The sequence below is a fragment of the Methylophaga muralis genome, from assembly GCF_001720165.1.
GTDB lineage: Bacteria > Pseudomonadota > Gammaproteobacteria > Nitrosococcales > Methylophagaceae > Methylophaga > Methylophaga muralis.
The window spans coordinates 1-16728 of record NZ_MCRI01000026.1 but is presented as its reverse complement, the minus strand read 5'-3'; the positions used below and the strand labels follow the sequence as shown (position 1 = coordinate 16728).

Here is a 16728-nt window from a genome sequence, read left to right as displayed (position 1 = left end):
GATGTCATCGCCTGGTGGTTTTTTATATTGCAATATTTATCAGATCACGCTGGCACAGCTATTCCAGATTGCAACTGTTTCAGCAGTCTTTCCCGCTCAATATCACCAGCGACACCATCCGGTGCCTGCGTTGCTGAAGTAAAAAAGTGCAAAGCCTGTTCAATGGTCATTACACCCAGATTGTCACCGTCGCGATTACGAATAGCCACACTGGCATTCGCCATTTCCTGATCACCAATAACACACATGAATGGAATGCGCTGCAAAGTATGCTCGCGTATTTTATAGCCGATTTTCTCATTGCGAATATCGGCTTCCGCACGCAGTCCACTATGCTGGAATAGTGTAGTCAGATCATTCACATAATTCGCATGACTGTCACTGATAGAAAGAATTTTCAGTTGAATAGGTGCCAACCAGGCAGGTAGTTTGCCTGCATGATGTTCTATCAAAATACCAATAAAGCGTTCCAGTGAACCAAATAAAGCTCGATGCAACATGACCGGACGTTTACGCTGACTATCATCTGCTACATATTCCAGATTGAAACGTTCTGGCAGGTTCATATCCACTTGCAAGGTGCCACATTGCCAATCACGACCAATGACATCGCGTAATACAAACTCAAGCTTGGGTCCATAAAAAGCGCCTTCGCCGACATTCAGCTGATAGGGCAGTTGCATGCTATCCAGCGAATTTATTAAAGCACCTTCCAGCACATCCCAGGTGGCTTCATCGCCCATACGGTTTTGCGGACGGGTAGAAAGCTTGATATCCACATTTTCAAAACTGAAGACTTTATAGATATCCAGCACCATTGAAATGACCTTACGGCATTCATCAAGCAGTTGCTGCTCGGTGCAATAAATATGCGCATCATCCTGAGTAAAGTGACGCACCCGAAGCAAACCATGCAAAGCACCGGAAGGTTCATAACGATGCACTTTACCGAATTCACCCATTCTTATCGGCAGGTCGCGATAGCTTTTCAAACCATGTTGAAACAGCAACACACTGCCCGGACAGTTCATCGGTTTAAGTGCCAGTGAACGGCCATCTTCGGTAGCAGTGGTGAACATATGATCACGATAATTTTGCCAGTGGCCGGAAATTTCCCACAAAGAACGATCCATGACATCCGGGCTATTTACTTCAGTATAGCCAGCTGCTTGCTGACGCCTCCGCATATAGTTAATCAACTGTTGAAACAAGGTCCAGCCGCGGCTATGCCAGAATACGGCGCCCGGTGCATCTTCCTGAAAATGAAACAGATCAAGTTCTCTTCCAAGCCGTCGATGATCCCGTTTCTCAACTTCTTTGAGATGTTCAAGATAAGCATTCAGACTTTTTTTATCGGCCCAGGCGGTACCGTAGAGTCGTTGTAATTGAGCATTTTTTGAATCACCGCGCCAATAAGCGCCGGACAGTTTGGTGAGTTTGAAATGCTTAATAAAGCGGGTGTTGGGAACATGTGGACCACGGCACATATCCACGTATTCTTGATGAAAATACAAATTGATTTGTTGCACATCCGGCATATCTTCAATCAGCCGCAATTTGTATGTTTCACCCCGTTCAGTGAACAGCTTGATGACCTCATCGCGAGGTGTAACACGTTTGATAACGTCGTAATCCTTGGCTATCAGTTCCTGCATACGCGTTTCAATGGCAAGCAGATCTTCTGCAGTAAAAGGGCGATCAAAGGCAATATCGTAATAGAAGCCATCATCAATCACCGGACCAATCACCATCTGCGCGGTTGGATACAGTTGCTTCACCGCATGACCGATCAGATGGGCGCAGCTATGGCGAATAATATGTAAACCTTCTGCATTACTCGCAGTAATGATTTCCAATGAAGTGTTTTCATTAATGGGATCACACAGATCTATCAGCTGACCATTCTTTTTGGCCGCAACGGCTTGACGGGCAAGACCGGAGCCAATAGCAGCTGCTATTTCTGACGCTGTAACTGGTTGATTGAATTCATGTTCTGAACCATCCGGTAAGGTGATGGTGATTTTTGCTGCAACTTCTGTGGTCATCATTAAAACTCGTTTTGTATATTTTTGTAGCCACGCACCAGTTCGTTATTGGTACGGGCCACATCTTCGGAAAAATCACTGGCAGCGGCGGATACCTGCCCCAGACCAGATAAATCGGTATCAGGACCAATTCTCTCCGTTGAAGCCACATAGAAATTCGCTGGCAGATGGCAGCCATCGACCACAGCGTTGTAGCGCACCACACAACCATCCTCAACTACACAATTAAACAGCACACTGTTAAAACCGATAAACACAGAATTTCCCACGGTGCAGGGACCATGGACAATGGCACGGTGAGCAATTGAGGTATGTTGACCGATGGTGACTTTAGCACCTGATTTGGAGTGGATAACAACCCCATCCTGAATATTGGAATGCGCACCAATAATAATGGGGTCGATATGGCCATTGGCATCCATTTCATCAGCACGAATCACTACATAAGGCCCGATAAAAACGTTTTCTTCTACGACCACCAAACCACAGAGAATGGCTGTGGGATCAACAAAAGCACTGGGGTGAATCTGTGGCAGATCGCCACGGGGATTTTTACGAATCATATTTCTTTCTTAAGTTTGCTAACAGGGGAATAGGTGATATGCCATTGGACTTAACCAGCATGTAGCGCAAAGCCGTTAAATGTGGGAATTCCAGCAACATGCCAATCACAATGGCGGCATAAATTAGCGGTTGATCAGGAAGTGCGACCATGGTGACTGCCAGCATTAACGGCGCGTTGCGTGCAGCAATGGTCATTGTCAGCAGGGCGTGTTCCGAATAGCGTAGTTTGAATACACTACTGATAACTTCGCCCAACAGAAAAGTCGCGACAAAGAAAATGAAGATCCCCAATAGCAACCAGCTAAACACCATACTGTGCTGCATAATCACCGTGATGTTGCTGGCAAATATTTCCAGTACCAGCAAGGCAATAATCCAGGGGGTGATCTGATCCACTTTTTCAAGAATCAGATTAAAAACAGCCGGTTTCAATAACAGTCGCAAGAGATAATGTAAGGCGATAGCAAATAACAGCGGTTGCAAAAACCATTGCAACAGCGTGCTGCTGATAATGTCTGGATCAACTTGAACAATATTTTTGGTAAACAGCTGCAGATAGAGCGGGTAAAGCATCAGCTGCAACAGCATATTGATGGGAATAAGCGCGGTGCCTAAAGCGACATTACCTTTGGCCAGCTTGGTAAATCCCAAAAACCAGTCGGTACAAGGTGACATGAAATAGATTAGTAAACCGACCATAAACAGCGGATAGTCGGGTAATAACACCGAAGCGATGGCGTAGCCAATCAGTGGCACCACTATAAAATTGGCGATTATCGCGATACCGATAAATAGCAGATGTCCGAATGAACGTACGATGGCATCAAAACGTACGCCAAAGAACAGCAAACTGATCAGCACCAATAAGGTGATATCAATCTGTTCGCCAAGCCAGCTCCCGGTGGCTGGAGATAAATAGCCAATTGTGGCACCCAGCGATATACCGCCCACTAACAGGACAGTAATGCTCAGTAATAACAATTGATTCAGCAGTTTTAGCATTCGCAGCCCTCACAGCATTCGCTATTGCCAAAAGGACCCCATACACCAGGTTCTGGATCCAGTTGACTGCTATCAAGTGCCATACACAAAGCAAGGTTTTGGGCGATCATCGCAAAGCGCTGACGAAACTTGTAAATAAAGCAGTAAATACGATCTTCCTGCCGAACTTGGGGGCCAACCAGAAACAAACCAGGTGTAAGTGTGGATTCATCTGCCTCGGTCAACATGATTTTCCCTGCCTCATCCCATTCCCACAGTCTTGCTATCTGCTGTGCGCCGCCACCATTGACAAAGCCGGTCGCTAGAATAGGTTGGTGTTGTTCTTGCCAATTACGGTCATCTGCAGCTTCGATAAGAAAACTGCCATCGTCTTGTTGAGAAACTTTGGTTACATCAACGCCGAATATGACTTCCAGTTGTCCGCTCTGCATCGCTTGTGCAAGTCGTTCCCGACTATAAGGCGAGAGTGCCACACTGGGATCATCGCTTTGTCGATCCCAACTGGCTTTGCGAACCAGTAATCTAACCTGTCGGCCCTGTTTGATCAGATTGACAGTGGCATCAACGCCGCTTTCGTATCCGCCAATCACCGTATAACGAGGAGCGGTAAAATCTTTCCAGGTAGCTACCTGAGCGTAATGAACACAATAGTCAGCACCTGTGAAAGCCTGTAAATCAGGAAACTGATATTCGCCGGTTGCCCAGATAACATAACGGGCACTGAGCGGGCCTTGCTCTGTTTCGAGGACAAACTCTTTGGCTGCAGTGGTATTGACTTCAAGCACTTTGCAGCCGGTAACAACGGGTAATTTATGAACTTGAACCAACATGTTGAGATAATCGGCATACAGCTCGCCACTTAGATGTTCCATTGCTGCAAAATGGGCGGGTGAGCTGTGTTCATTAACGGCGTTCAAATCGGCCAGGCCAAACGGATTGCTGTAAAACGAAGGGGTGATAAAGCGCGTTTCCAAAGGCCATCTTCTGAATGATTCGCCGATACGCCCTCTTTCGACCAGACCAAACTTCAAGTCGGGTATTTTTTGTAATGCGAGGGCCATACCAATACCGGCTGGTCCAGCACCAACAATCAAAACATCAAGATGCTGCATCAAACATTACCTTTATTGCTGGAAGCAATGCAGCTAGCTGAGTAATTACGGATATGTTCAATCATGTTCATTAAGCCAGTGGAACGCTGAGAAGACAGGTGATCGATCAATCCAGTCTGAGTGAGAAATTCTGGTTCAAGCGCCATGACATCCTGTGCCGGTCTGCCCGAATAGACATTGAAGATAATGGCCATTAAGCCGGACACAATCAGCGAATCACTGTTTCCCTCAAAGGTGACAATGCCATCATGGTGAGTAGCGGTTATCCATACATTTGCCTGACAGCCGTATAAACGGTTTTCCTCTATGCGAGGCACATCATTGTCACGATTTAATCTTCGGCCTAAGTCGATCAGATACTGATAGCGTTCATCCCAGTTTCCCAGCAGATGAAAATTCTCAATGATCTGCTTTTGTGCAGCATCTGTGCAGGAGTTTGGCTGTGTAAATGTCATAACATCCATAATCAATCGTTAGGGAGGGTGGATTTTAACTATGCGTTTGTTCGGTACTCATCACACTGAGACTGAGATGATAGGTAATGATATGTTGTATCATATCTGATAGGCACTTTCAAACTGAGCGTTAAACTATCTTTAGGGGTATTTAGTAAAAGCCTGTTGTAATTTCCATGATTTAAGTTACAAGCAAAGCATGCTTGGAAAACTTCAAAATCTGTTTCAAATAATTAAACGATTGCTTCAGCTGAGTCAGTGGTGTGATGGTTATTGCTTGCGTGGCCGACCTTGGTTGTGCTAACTAGGAATAAAGGAAACAGCATGGAGCCGAGGTCTATGAGTAAAGAAATAGAACAAAGCATGATCATTCTGGCCCGGCATCGGTTGAAATGGTTGAGGGTGGCGTTAGCAGGACGCGATGCGGATTTAAATCTGGTACAAAATACCTTTCATCAACTGACCGGGCTGACCAGTTTACGGTTTGTACAAGATAATGGCCTGAGTGCAGCGACAGCAAAAGAGCTTGCTATCATTGATAATCTGGCAATTTTAAATGTGCAGCAGCAACATCCGGAAGTGTTGGAAAAGTTTTCCAATGAGTCACAAAACTATCAATCAATTGATATGCCAGCTCGAGACTTACTCGATCTGCTATTTAAAGATGGTGAGCGATTTCATAATCAGGAAGCCATTTCTGTTGCCATGCATCGAGGCCTAATTAGTGATATTCAACACGAGAAAGAGGCCTACGCCAAACTAGATGCTCGCGAACAGAAAAAAGATGGCTAAAGCATTTTTATCACCATTCAATCGACTTGCCCTCCCAGTCAACAAATGACAGCTCACCGTCAGCAGGCAGGTTTTTTAATATCTCAAACAGTCTATCGGCTACAAAGCCTGGGCTGAATAATTTGTCTTCGGGCACATTGGCACTATAGGGGCGGGAAAGCGGGGTATCAGTAGTACCAGGATGAAAGGCAATTAATTTGACCTGTTTTGCCCGACGTGCATATTCGATGGCAGTTGTTTTTAATAGCATATTCAACGCTGCTTTGCTGGCCCGGTAGCTGTACCAGCCACCCATATGATTATCTTTGATGCTACCAACTCTCGCACTAAAGATGATTAATTGACAGTTCGCGGATTGTTTAAGCACCGGTAAAAGATGTTTCAGCCAGAGTACTGGCGTTATGGTATTGATATTGAATATGTGGCTGATTGAATCTGCAGAGAGTTCTTCCAGACGTTTTTCAGGTTTTATGTCACCATCATGCAATACACCGTGACAGATAAAGACTTTTTCAAAATTACGTTGTTCATCATAAAACTGCATGGCCAGTTTGTTCATACTGGCCTCGTCATAGTCAGACTGATGCCAGATTACACCGGCAAATTCATCTGGTTGCCGCCCACGACTAATAACAACAATGTTTTCAGCTGTTATGTAAGTTAGAAGTTTATCAATAATGGCCTGAGCTATTTGCCCACTGCCACCAATCACCAAAGCCGATGTTCTCATTTTTGGAGCATGCGACTGAAGATGTGAATTTTGTGTTAAAAAATTAAGTCATGAATCAATCAGCATTTTCGATAAACAATAGTGACCAACCGTATTTCCAGTGAATGGTGAGCCATGCCAATCTAACTTACTGCAGATAACCGATGACTGTATCATGAGGCTTTACTCACGGGATTAATCATGTTGTCTGTCAAAGTTGATTAACATTGAATGTGAAGCGCTGAAATATAAACCTAAGTTATTAGTTTTAATTATTACCATTCAGCTACCAGCCGGGTAGCGCTTTGTAAGATGTCACTCGACTGAAAGATTAACGGAAAAAACTTATTCGTAGTCTTTGCTGACAAATGCTTTACAAGAAAAGTATCAGCGAAAGTGTTTTATTTTTCTCTAGGTATTAATGGGTAAGTAAGCAATCATATGAAAACACTCAAACAGCGTTATCAAGCTTCTCGGAGTTTATTCTCGTTGAATAAACTGACGAACGTGGCTCTGTCAGTTTTATTGACAGGATTTATTAGCGTTCAAGCTGAAGAGGCGATACTGTCTGAAGATGATTGTGGTAAAGCTGACATCCGTTATACAGATAGCCCGGAGCTCACCAGAGCCGAACGCATAGCATTAATGGAAAAAGCGTTTTTTGATTCGCTTAACCGCTTTGAATTATGCAAATTAACCGATCCGAATAATACTTCTGCTGATAGTAGCAGTGGGGCCAACCAAGGTGGCGGTGGGCTTGATGGTAACAATGGCGCTAATAATTCAGTTGCCAGTCAGGATATGCAGGGAACCGAGCCAGAAACTCAGGAATCGATACCATCGGCTATGAGCGGCTCAGAATTAGAAGACACGATTAATGGCCAATCCGGCGTGCCGGTAAATGCGGCAAACAATGGTGCCATTCCAGAAGATATTCCATCCGCGAATAATGACGATGCCATCGCTTCACAAATCAGGGTGGCTGCAGAAGCTGAGCAAGATCCGGAAATCAAAAAGAAACTCTGGAATGAGTACCGCAAATATAAGGGGATGAACGTTGTTGAAGATTGAAAATTTTAGGGCACCCTCTAAATTTCTGATTTACATGATCATTATGATGCATGTACTGACAGGCTGCGCGACAACCTCCGGTACTGCCGGCGATGTGAAAACCGGACCACAGCTTGCCTCAGCTCAGGATGCCCCAAAAGAGGTCCCTTACCAGGGGATTAAACTGGACGTGATTATTCCGGTCTTTTCACCTGGCCTTTCAGATAAAGCCGCCGATTATGAAGAAGAAGGTATTTGGCCTGAATTAAGACGTGCTGAAGCCAATCGTTTTGCCTATAAATTAAAAACCGCCCTTGATGAAACCGGTAAGTTTGGTGCCGTACGTGTTGCGCCAAATAGCACTGCGTCAGGCGATTTATATACCGTTGGTGAAATCCTTGAATCTACGGGTCAGGAAGTCAAATTTCGTCTTAACGTAGTGGATGCCAGCGGTAAACAATGGCTTAACACTACTATTGACCACGAGGTGAATGAAGGTTTCTACAAAAATCCTCGTAATGATGGCAAAGATCCTTATGATCCGGCTTTCGCCGAAGCTGCGCAGGCCATTGTAGAAGCATTACTCAAGCAACAACAACGCGAGCTTGCTCAACTGCAAAATATTGCCGATTTACGTTTTGCTGCCAGTTTTAACGAACAAGCCTTCATGGAACATCTTGATAGCAGCGGTCGGCAAATCAAATTGGTGAGCATGCCAAGTGATTCCGATCCCATGTTTGAACGGGTTAAATCGGTTCAGGTCAGAGAACAGCTGTTCATTGATCATCTGCAACAGAACTACAGTGCGTTTTCACAGCAAATGGATGACAGCTATCTGGCGTGGCAGGAAGCCAGCGCTGCTGAAATGCAGCTGCGTAAAGAAGCTAACACGAAAAGTATGTGGAAAATGATTGGTGGGGCCGTATTGATAGGTGCTGCGGTTGCTGCGGCGACATCTGGCAATTCACGTAATCCGAATTTTGGCAGAGATATAGCGACTGTAGCCGGTGGTATCGGTGGTGCTGTGCTGCTGACCAGTGGTTTTAAATCTCGAGAAGAAGCCAAGTTTCATCAGGATGCGTTAAACGAGCTGGGTGAGTCCATTAATCTGGAAATGGCGCCACAAGTGCTGAGCTATGAAGAAGAATCAGTCGAGTTAACTGGTGATATTAACGAGCAGTACCGTCAATGGCGTGCATTTTTGAATCGCATGTATCAATTGGAAGCGACGCCTGATGTTCAACTGTAAGAGATAAGTATGATCACGCAGAAAATCGCTGAAGCCAAACTCGCCAAACGCAAGCTATTCTTCCAAACACTGATTATCATTTTGCTGCTCAGTGTGTTGTGTGTGCTGTTAATTGTTTGGGCTTCGATGCCAAAAACCACTAAAACAACCAGCGCAGCCGAGCCACAGCAGGAAGTAGAAAGTGTTGAACGCCCAGCCTTATCGGATGGTCCACAAGATAATGCATCGCTGCGCCAAGCCTATCTTGAAGCCTATGCACATTATGAAAACACGCTCAAACCTGAGCTGAACAAGATTGATCTGCAGCAATGGGATAATGCTCTTGCCGAACGTTTGAAAACCACTGAAACAGCGGCTATTAAACAGTTTGGTGAAGCGAAATATGCTCAAGCAAGCACCACCTTAGATGAGCTTATTAAGCTTGCTGAAACGACAATCACCGATAGCCAGGATCAATTTCAAACGGCCATGCAGGATGCCCAGCAGGCTTTTGATGACAATCAATACCAGCTGGCAAAATTGGCAATTTCTAAAGCGTTAATGTTGGATACCACTTCTCAGCAAGCAACTGAACTGGCGGATAGAATCGAGCAGTTACCTGAAATTGCGTCGTTAGTTGAGCAAATCAATGTTGCGAAAGTGGAGAATGATCTGCAAACCGAACTGACGTTAATCAACGAGCTGTTAAAACTGACACCGGAAAGAGAAGCCCTAAAACAACGTGCTCAAACATTACAGTCAACACTTAATAATCAGCGGTTTCAATCGCTTATCGCTCAATCCTACAATGCAATCGAAAACGGCCGAATTGAAGCTGCTAAAACCGCACTGAGTCAGGCAAGAAATATTCACCCCAATCGTTCCGAGATTGGTGATGTTAATTCAGCGATACAGCAATACGAAAAAAATCAGCGGGTTCAGACATCTCTGGCAAATGCAGCACAAGCCGAATCAAGAGACGACTGGCAAGCGGTTAAAACTAACCTTGAGCAAGTTATCAAGGAAAATCCCAATAACCAAGCGGCAACAGACAAATTGGCAATGGCAAATACTATTTTGTCACTGAGAAATAAGATTGATGACTACCTCAAGACACCTTACCGACTATCAAACCCTGAGCTGGCTGATCCGGCCCGAGCTGCAATAAATGAAGCCACAAAATATCGTAACCAAAGTGCTTCGCTCACTACTAAAAGTCGAGAACTGGAGAACTTGTTAACTGCAGTTAACCGAACAATTCCGGTGGAAGTGCGTTCAGATAATCAAACCCATATTCTGGTGCGTGGTGTTGGCAATGTCGGCGTGACTGATTCAAAGGTGATTCAGTTGAAACCTGGCCAATATACCTTTGAAGGTAAACGCCAAGGCTTCAAATCCAAGCTGGTTGAGGTCACGATTCCATACGATCTGAATAGTTACAGTTTACGAATTGTTTGCGATGAGCCAATTTAACCAGCAGCTGGAGCTTGCCAGAAAACGCCAACACAGAATGTATCTGTGGTTGCTGACCACCTTTGCTTTGGTTTTTCTGGTGATAGTAACGATTATCTTTGCTTCACGCGGCACACGCATTGAGGTGAAGCCGGATGATGCAACTGACGTATCGATTAATGCGGATTCCTGGCTGGCGATGGTGATGTTTGGTTCAGTCTATTCACTTGCCGAGAGTACTGAAATCGAAGTCATCGCAGACGGTTTTTATCCGCATCAGCAAACGATTGAGCAGACTGATTCGGGGAAAGTCCTGCGCATTATGCTCACGCCATTACCGGCCAAGATCGTGCTTTCAACCTCGCTGGAAGATAATCAAACCGCCTGGTTGATGGATGAGCAAATTGTGGCAGTGGCCGATATTCTGGAATATGAGCTGCCTGCCGGAGAGCATCAGCTCAAGGTCCAGCATCCTCACTATCAAACAATGACCATCGATTTATCACTCAGTCGCGGTGAGACGGTGGCTCAGGATGTGGAATTGCAACCTTTGCAAGGCGAGCTAACGGTGAACTCGGTTCCAAGTGGAGCATTAGTGACCATTGATGAAGCTGAGGTGGGTAAAACACCACTGACCTTGCCGCTGCAAGGTGGTTTGCATTCTGTCAAAGTGTCACTGGCAAAATATGAAACCACCGAAGAAACCATTGAGATAAAAAACAGTAAACCCGAGTTAGAGAGAAATTATCGTTTATCACCGGAAACGGCGGGTGTGCGTTTAAACCTTAAACCCTCTGGTGGTCAGCTGACATTAAACGGTTTACGAATTGAAAACGCACAACTTATCTCTGTTGAAGCCGGTAAATCATACCGGCTGACCTATGCCAAGCCAGGATTTTTTAGCCAGAGCGAAACCTTCACTTTGTCGACTAATGAAAAACGCAGTTTCGATATCACATTACAACCTGAAATGGGCAAGGTAGAAGTGCTCTCGGCACCATCTGCCACGGTCACGGTGGATGGCAAACCCATGGGTAACACGCCGATCGAATTGGATTTACAGGCTGTTTCTCACGATATTCAGCTGAGCCTGAATGGTTATCGAACGGTCGCAAAATCCATCACACCATCTGCTGCAGAAGCGCAGAAACTGTCTTTTACGTTGATTCCTGAAGCTCAAGCCAAAAAGGCTGAAGCCCCCAGACTTTATAAAAACAAAGCCGGTGGTGAAATGGCTTTATTTTCCCCCAATGACATTATCAAAATGGGAGCAGGGCGAGATGAGCCGGGACAGCGTGCCAATGAGTTTTTAAAACAGGTCCGACTCAATCGACCGTTTTATGCCGGCACAAATGAAGTCACCAATACAGAATATCAGAAGTTTGACAGCAGTAAATCCGGCGATCCTCAATTACCCGTCACCAATGTGAGCTGGCTGGAAGCGGTCAAATTCTCTAACTGGCTAAGTGAGCAGGAAGGTTTAACCCCGGTTTATGATGTGCAGGGAAATCAGTTAAATCGTATTAATCTGAATGCCGATGGTTACCGATTATTAATGGAAGCCGAGTGGGAATGGCTGGCCCGCAAGGCCGGTAAGCCTGAGCAGACTTTGTTTGTCTGGGGTAATGAACGGGTAATTCCAACCAAGGCTGTAAATATCGCCGATGAAGCTGCCAAAGGCAGTGTCAGCCTTTATGTTCCCAGATATTATGATGGTTTTGCCGGAATCGCTCCGGTGAAAAGTTTTAGCCGCGAAAAGTCCGGGCTTTATGATTTAGGCGGTAATGTCAGTGAATGGACGCATGACAGTTATTCACTAACGGCACCCAAACCGGATACTGTTTATCCACATACGCTTGATAGCTCGACACTCAGCATGCGCGTCGTAAAAGGTGCAAACTGGCGTTCAGGTTCGCTAAGTGAATTAAGAGCATCATACCGAGACGGTGCCGAGCAGGGCCGTGATACGCTTGGTTTCAGAGTCGGGCGTTTTCTGAATGGAGGAAATGAATAATGATTAGTTTAAAAAAAGCGTTATTGATTGGCGGCTCGCTCCTGCTGGTTGTGGTCCTGTCATTGATGATTCATAACGCCTGGGCCGGCGGTAAGTCGGTGATCAGCCTCAACTCTCCCGTTTCCTTCCCGGTGGACATTTAATAATGAGTGACTTGATGAAAAGCTTTGCCGCATTGATCGTGTCGATCATTTTGGTGCATATGATGTATATCGGTTATATCCGGCCTGAAGCAGCCCAATTAATTGATTTAGCCTTGCAACAGCAACAGTCTTCGCCTCGTAATATTGTGGTAATCATCAAAGATTACGAGCAGGAAATCTGTTTTATATTAATGATGTGGGGCTGTTTTCTCATTGCCAGCTCTTATCGTGAGATTCTGAAAACCAAATATCTGTACAGCGTCGATTTGATTGAAGATCCAAAAAGCGGTGATGAAGAGGAAGTTGCTCACACAGGCCATAAAGAGCTTGATGTAAACCGCATCATTCATCGACTGGATACCGAGATCCCGCAGGATTGCATGTCATCACCTTTGGTGCAGACGCTGCGTTCATCGTTGTGGCGTTACAGCTCAACCAACAATGTGCAAAACCTGTCGGATGCGATTGAAAGTAATCTGGAAGCATTGGCCGTCAAGCAAGATTCTGAAAACACCATGATTCGTTATTTGATCTGGGCCATTCCCTCTATCGGTTTTATCGGTACGGTGCGAGGTATCGGTCAGGCGCTTTCTCAAGCTGACAAGGCGCTAGCAGGGGATATCTCAGGCATGACTGACAGTCTGGGGTTGGCATTTAATTCGACATTAGTGGCCTTACTTATCAGTATCTTTCTGATGTTTTTGTTTCATCAGTTGCAACGTATGCAGGACAGTCAGATTGTTGATACGCAAAGCTATTGCGACAAATTCCTGCTGAGACGTATTCGCTAACACCTAATGGCCTACCGTCGTAAAAAAGCCGAAGGTTCCAGTCTGGCATTTCTGGATATCATGTCTTGTGGCCTCGGCGCGGTAATTCTGGTGTTTATGTTGGTCAAGCAAAAAATTGATGAAACACCGGTTGAAATTGATAATCTCAAGCAAGACATTAGTCAGTTGGAGCAGGCCAGAGATGATGCTGGATCAACACTGGAACAGATCCGCCAACAACTCAGCAGCGAAAATGCCCGTTATCAGGCATTAAAAAAACAACTGGATGAAAAGCAATCCTCACTGGCCAGTCAGAGTGAAGAGGTACAACGCTCAGAGAGTGCATTAGAAGAACTTAAATCCAGCATTACCTCGATTGAAATACCCAAACAACAGGCCGATCTGGTTGAAGCGCCCCGAATAAATGAAGAAAACTACCTGCTGGGCCTTAAGGTTGAAGGCCCGAAAATTGCCATTCTGGTTGATACCAGTGCTTCGATGACCAATGAAAAACTGATTGATATTATCCGTACCAAAAGCAGTTCGCAGCAGAATAAACAGAACGCTGCTAAATGGCTGAGAACTAAAAATGTGGTGCAATGGTTATTAGCACGCTTACCGGAAAACAGTGAAGTGGTAGTGGTTGCTTTTAGCGAGGACGCCAGGGTTTTAGGTGATCAAAAAGGCTGGCAAAAAGCCAGCTCACCACAAACGGCAACGTCGATATTGCGTGACTTGAATAGTGTGGTTCCTGAGGGTGCCACCAATCTTCAAAAAGGCTTGAATACGGTTAATCAGTTTTCGCCCTCCAATCTATATGTCATTACCGATGGACTGCCTACCAAAGGCGAATCGCAATATCGCAGCCTGAATCCCTTTTCCAGTTGCAGTTCGCTGACCGGTAATGCCCAAACGATTTCCGGCGAATGTCGGGTGAAACTGTTTCAGCAAACCATTAATGAAAGTGGCAAGCGGGGAATGCAGGTTGATGTGATTATGCTGCCGTTGGAAGGTGATCCTGATGCGGTCAATCAATACTGGGTTTGGGCTGCCACTACCGGCGGATTGCTGATAAGTCCGGCGAGTAACTGGCCATGAAATTTCGTAAAAAAGGCCTGGATATCTTCAGTCTGTCTTTTCTGGACGTGATTTCCTGTGGTTTTGGCGCGGTAGTCATGTTGATATTAATTTCTAAAACTGATGTTGATGTGTCGATTGCTGGTGCCGATGATGTCAGCAGTTTATTGGCTTCATTGATTGGCCTGGAAAACTCGGTGGCTGAGATCAGTCAGCAAATCCAACAAGAGCTTTCCACCCTCGATGCCTTATCCAGTGAACAGCAATCCATTGCTCAAGCAGAATCATCATTAGAAAGCCGTCTCAAGGCATTGCAACAGCAAAATGCTGCGTTGGAAGAAAGTATCTCTGGAATGAGTTTGGTGGAATCACGGTTAAAACAAGCCGCCTTGCCTACGCCACGCAAACCGACAGATAAACGGTCTGAAGAAGTCGGCGGCATTCCAGTCGATAGTGATTATGTGGTGTTTATTATCGACACTTCCGGCAGTATGAAACAGATCTGGTCGCGGGTGTCGCGAGAAGTAGTCAATGTGCTGAATATTCACCCTGAAGTAAAAGGTTTTCAGATTTTAAATGATATGGGCACGTCAATGATTTCGGGCTACGATGGCCGCTGGATGCCCGACACACCTTCTACTAGAAACAGTGCAATTCGCATGTTTGAAAACTGGGCGGTGGTATCCAACAGTAGTCCTGTCGAAGGTGTTGAAATGGCACTGCGAAAATATGCCAAACCCAATATCACCACTTCAATCTATGTATTTGGTGATGATTACACCGGCTCATCCTATGATGCCGTTATTGACCGGATTACCAGACAGAACAGACAACTCAGTGATGGAAGACGCCTTGCCAGAATTCATGGTGTCGGTTTTTTATCGATTCATAGCACCGACAGATATAGCATCCTGATGCGAGAATTAACTAAACGTAATGATGGTACGTATATCGCGTTACCGCCCTAGAGGGTAGGGCTCCCACGGGGACCATGGGAGCCAGAGAAAGTTAAAAATACAGTAAACTCGTTCCCAGGATCCTGCGTGGGAACACACAGAACTAATCAATAAACTCGTACTTCCAACGGATCTCATCCGGCTTCATCATCTGCCCGACACTAAAACGAATCATACCGGTTGGGTCGGAAGCGTTGCCCAGTAATACATAACGACTGCCATCGCTATCAAATCCCACACCGGTTTTATCATTAAACTCTTTGATAGCACTACTGTTTTGCAAAATAAATGGCAGTAGGTCATCAGCTGCATCAGGTGGTGCAAACGGTGGTACTGTTTCTGGTCGATTGCACAAACCGACAAAGATTTCTTCATCGCTTGGCAGGATCAGAATATTCCAGTTAAAGAGGGTATATACCGATTTAGTGGTGTTTTGCATTAGATAAACAGTTCGTTTTGGGTGATTTCTGCGAGACCGTGAGAATCACTTAAAGAGGCTCCCACGCATAGCATGGGAGCCAGATTTAGCCTTTGAATTTCGTAACCATGCTCTTGCGTGGGGACGAAACAGCAATAAATTAACGTAATGTTCTGCTAAACAAATTCAACGCTAACTGATAACCAATTTGTGCAGTTTGTGCATCATAACGGCCGCCATCACCTTCATCACGCATAAATGCATGTTCAGCATTGAACTCATGCCAGGTAAACGGAATGTCCGTTTCATTCAATTTGCTGTAAATCAACGTACGGCCTTCTGATGGCACATGGTTATCCTGCTTGCCCCAAATCATCAACAACTCGCCTTTGATGTCAGCCAGACGTTCCATGCTGTGTTGACCCGGTTTGTTTGGGATTTTCTGGATATGTAAATCTGTGGCGTAAAAACAGGCGGTACCTTTCACTTCTGGTTGCAGGGCTGCACGGAAAGCCAGATGACCACCAATGCAATATCCCATCGCGCCAAATTGACCATTGCACCAGGATTGTTGCTTGGCAAATTTGATTAATGCTTCGTTGTCCGTGTCGTAGCCTTGAACATCTTTGTTTTCTTTATCGGCATTACCTTTATCACGACCGGCATCGTCATAGCCCAATACTGTGCCAATAGGATTCAGTTCATGAAACACCTCAGGGACTAATACCGCGAAACCATGGCTGGCCATTAATCTGGCAGCACGCTCAATCGGACCAGTCTGCTGGAAAATTTCAGAATAAAACAAAATGACAGGGTAGCTGCCTTCGCCAACAGGTCGATGAATATAAGTACGCATCACACCGGTAGGTGTATCAAGATCGGCAAAATGGCTTTGGATTTTCATGAAAGCTCCCTAGTAAGTTGGATAGAAAATAAAACGG

17 protein-coding genes are annotated in these 16728 nt (G+C 45.3%); 9 read left to right on the top strand and 8 right to left on the bottom strand.

Features of this window, described 5'->3' with window-relative positions:
• Positions 1–44 precede the first annotated feature (44 nt).
• Genes thrS through A9E74_RS10185 form a run of 5 tightly spaced genes read right to left on the bottom strand, consistent with a single transcriptional unit; the run spans position 45 to position 5178 of the window.
• Positions 45–2048 carry a threonine--tRNA ligase gene (gene thrS / locus A9E74_RS10205; RefSeq protein WP_069296524.1) on the bottom strand — a complete coding sequence of 668 codons (2004 nt, stop codon included), beginning with the start codon at positions 2046–2048 and terminating at the stop codon, positions 45–47.
• The gene (locus A9E74_RS10200) at positions 2048–2608 is read right to left on the bottom strand and encodes an LbetaH domain-containing protein (protein WP_069296523.1); all 561 of its coding nucleotides are present in this window, start codon (positions 2606–2608) and stop codon (positions 2048–2050) included. The genes thrS and A9E74_RS10200 overlap by 1 nt, the downstream gene beginning before the upstream one ends.
• On the bottom strand, positions 2598–3611 hold the full coding sequence (locus A9E74_RS10195) for an arsenic resistance protein (RefSeq protein ID WP_069296522.1): 1014 nt from the start codon (positions 3609–3611) through the stop codon (positions 2598–2600). Before A9E74_RS10195 ends, A9E74_RS10200 begins: the two co-directional genes overlap by 11 nt.
• Entirely contained in the window at positions 3605–4723 is a 1119-nt protein-coding gene (locus A9E74_RS10190; RefSeq protein WP_069296521.1) for an NAD(P)/FAD-dependent oxidoreductase, read from the bottom strand. The genes A9E74_RS10195 and A9E74_RS10190 overlap by 7 nt, the downstream gene beginning before the upstream one ends.
• Positions 4723–5178 carry a SufE family protein gene (locus A9E74_RS10185; protein ID WP_176718924.1) on the bottom strand — a complete coding sequence of 152 codons (456 nt, stop codon included), beginning with the start codon at positions 5176–5178 and terminating at the stop codon, positions 4723–4725. The genes A9E74_RS10190 and A9E74_RS10185 overlap by 1 nt, the downstream gene beginning before the upstream one ends.
• A 339-nt stretch (positions 5179–5517) precedes the next feature.
• Between A9E74_RS10185 and A9E74_RS10180 the strand changes: the two genes are divergently transcribed.
• Positions 5518–5970 (top strand): hypothetical protein, encoded by a 453-nt coding sequence (locus A9E74_RS10180; RefSeq protein WP_069296519.1) that lies wholly within the window; start codon positions 5518–5520, stop codon positions 5968–5970.
• Positions 5971–5980: 10 nt separating this feature from the next.
• Here A9E74_RS10180 and A9E74_RS10175 read toward each other — a convergent pair whose 3' ends face one another.
• A complete protein-coding gene (locus A9E74_RS10175) occupies positions 5981–6700 on the bottom strand; it encodes an SDR family NAD(P)-dependent oxidoreductase (RefSeq protein WP_069296518.1) in 720 nt (239 codons plus the stop codon).
• Positions 6701–7120: 420 nt separating this feature from the next.
• On the opposite strand from A9E74_RS10175, the gene A9E74_RS10170 reads away from it, so the two are divergent.
• Genes A9E74_RS10170 through A9E74_RS10140 form a run of 8 tightly spaced genes read left to right on the top strand, consistent with a single transcriptional unit; the run spans position 7121 to position 15381 of the window.
• Positions 7121–7750 (top strand): hypothetical protein, encoded by a 630-nt coding sequence (locus A9E74_RS10170; RefSeq protein WP_069296517.1) that lies wholly within the window; start codon positions 7121–7123, stop codon positions 7748–7750.
• A 43-nt stretch (positions 7751–7793) separates the two neighbouring features.
• On the top strand, positions 7794–8978 hold the full coding sequence (locus A9E74_RS10165; RefSeq protein WP_245652140.1) for a hypothetical protein: 1185 nt from the start codon (positions 7794–7796) through the stop codon (positions 8976–8978).
• Between the two features lie 9 nt (positions 8979–8987).
• On the top strand, positions 8988–10430 hold the full coding sequence (locus A9E74_RS10160) for a coiled-coil domain-containing protein (RefSeq protein ID WP_069296516.1): 1443 nt from the start codon (positions 8988–8990) through the stop codon (positions 10428–10430).
• Positions 10417–12423 (top strand): PEGA domain-containing protein, encoded by a 2007-nt coding sequence (locus tag A9E74_RS10155; protein WP_069296515.1) that lies wholly within the window; start codon positions 10417–10419, stop codon positions 12421–12423. The genes A9E74_RS10160 and A9E74_RS10155 overlap by 14 nt, the downstream gene beginning before the upstream one ends.
• On the top strand, positions 12423–12566 hold the full coding sequence (locus tag A9E74_RS14350) for a hypothetical protein (protein WP_176718923.1): 144 nt from the start codon (positions 12423–12425) through the stop codon (positions 12564–12566). Before A9E74_RS10155 ends, A9E74_RS14350 begins: the two co-directional genes overlap by 1 nt.
• A 2-nt stretch (positions 12567–12568) precedes the next feature.
• Positions 12569–13357, top strand: coding sequence for a MotA/TolQ/ExbB proton channel family protein (locus A9E74_RS10150; protein ID WP_069296514.1), 789 nt, complete (start codon positions 12569–12571; stop codon positions 13355–13357).
• Positions 13358–13363: 6 nt separating this feature from the next.
• The gene (locus A9E74_RS10145) at positions 13364–14434 is read left to right on the top strand and encodes a vWA domain-containing protein (RefSeq protein WP_069296513.1); all 1071 of its coding nucleotides are present in this window, start codon (positions 13364–13366) and stop codon (positions 14432–14434) included.
• A complete protein-coding gene (locus A9E74_RS10140) occupies positions 14431–15381 on the top strand; it encodes a hypothetical protein (protein WP_069296512.1) in 951 nt (316 codons plus the stop codon). The genes A9E74_RS10145 and A9E74_RS10140 overlap by 4 nt, the downstream gene beginning before the upstream one ends.
• A gap of 91 nt (positions 15382–15472) precedes the next feature.
• Here the strand turns inward: A9E74_RS10140 and A9E74_RS10135 are convergent, their stop codons facing one another.
• Both A9E74_RS10135 and A9E74_RS10130 read right to left on the bottom strand, forming a co-directional pair.
• On the bottom strand, positions 15473–15808 hold the full coding sequence (locus A9E74_RS10135) for a hypothetical protein (RefSeq protein ID WP_069296511.1): 336 nt from the start codon (positions 15806–15808) through the stop codon (positions 15473–15475).
• A gap of 139 nt (positions 15809–15947) precedes the next feature.
• Positions 15948–16691 (bottom strand): dienelactone hydrolase family protein, encoded by a 744-nt coding sequence (locus A9E74_RS10130; protein WP_069296510.1) that lies wholly within the window; start codon positions 16689–16691, stop codon positions 15948–15950.
• Between the last annotated feature and the right edge of the window lie 37 nt (positions 16692–16728).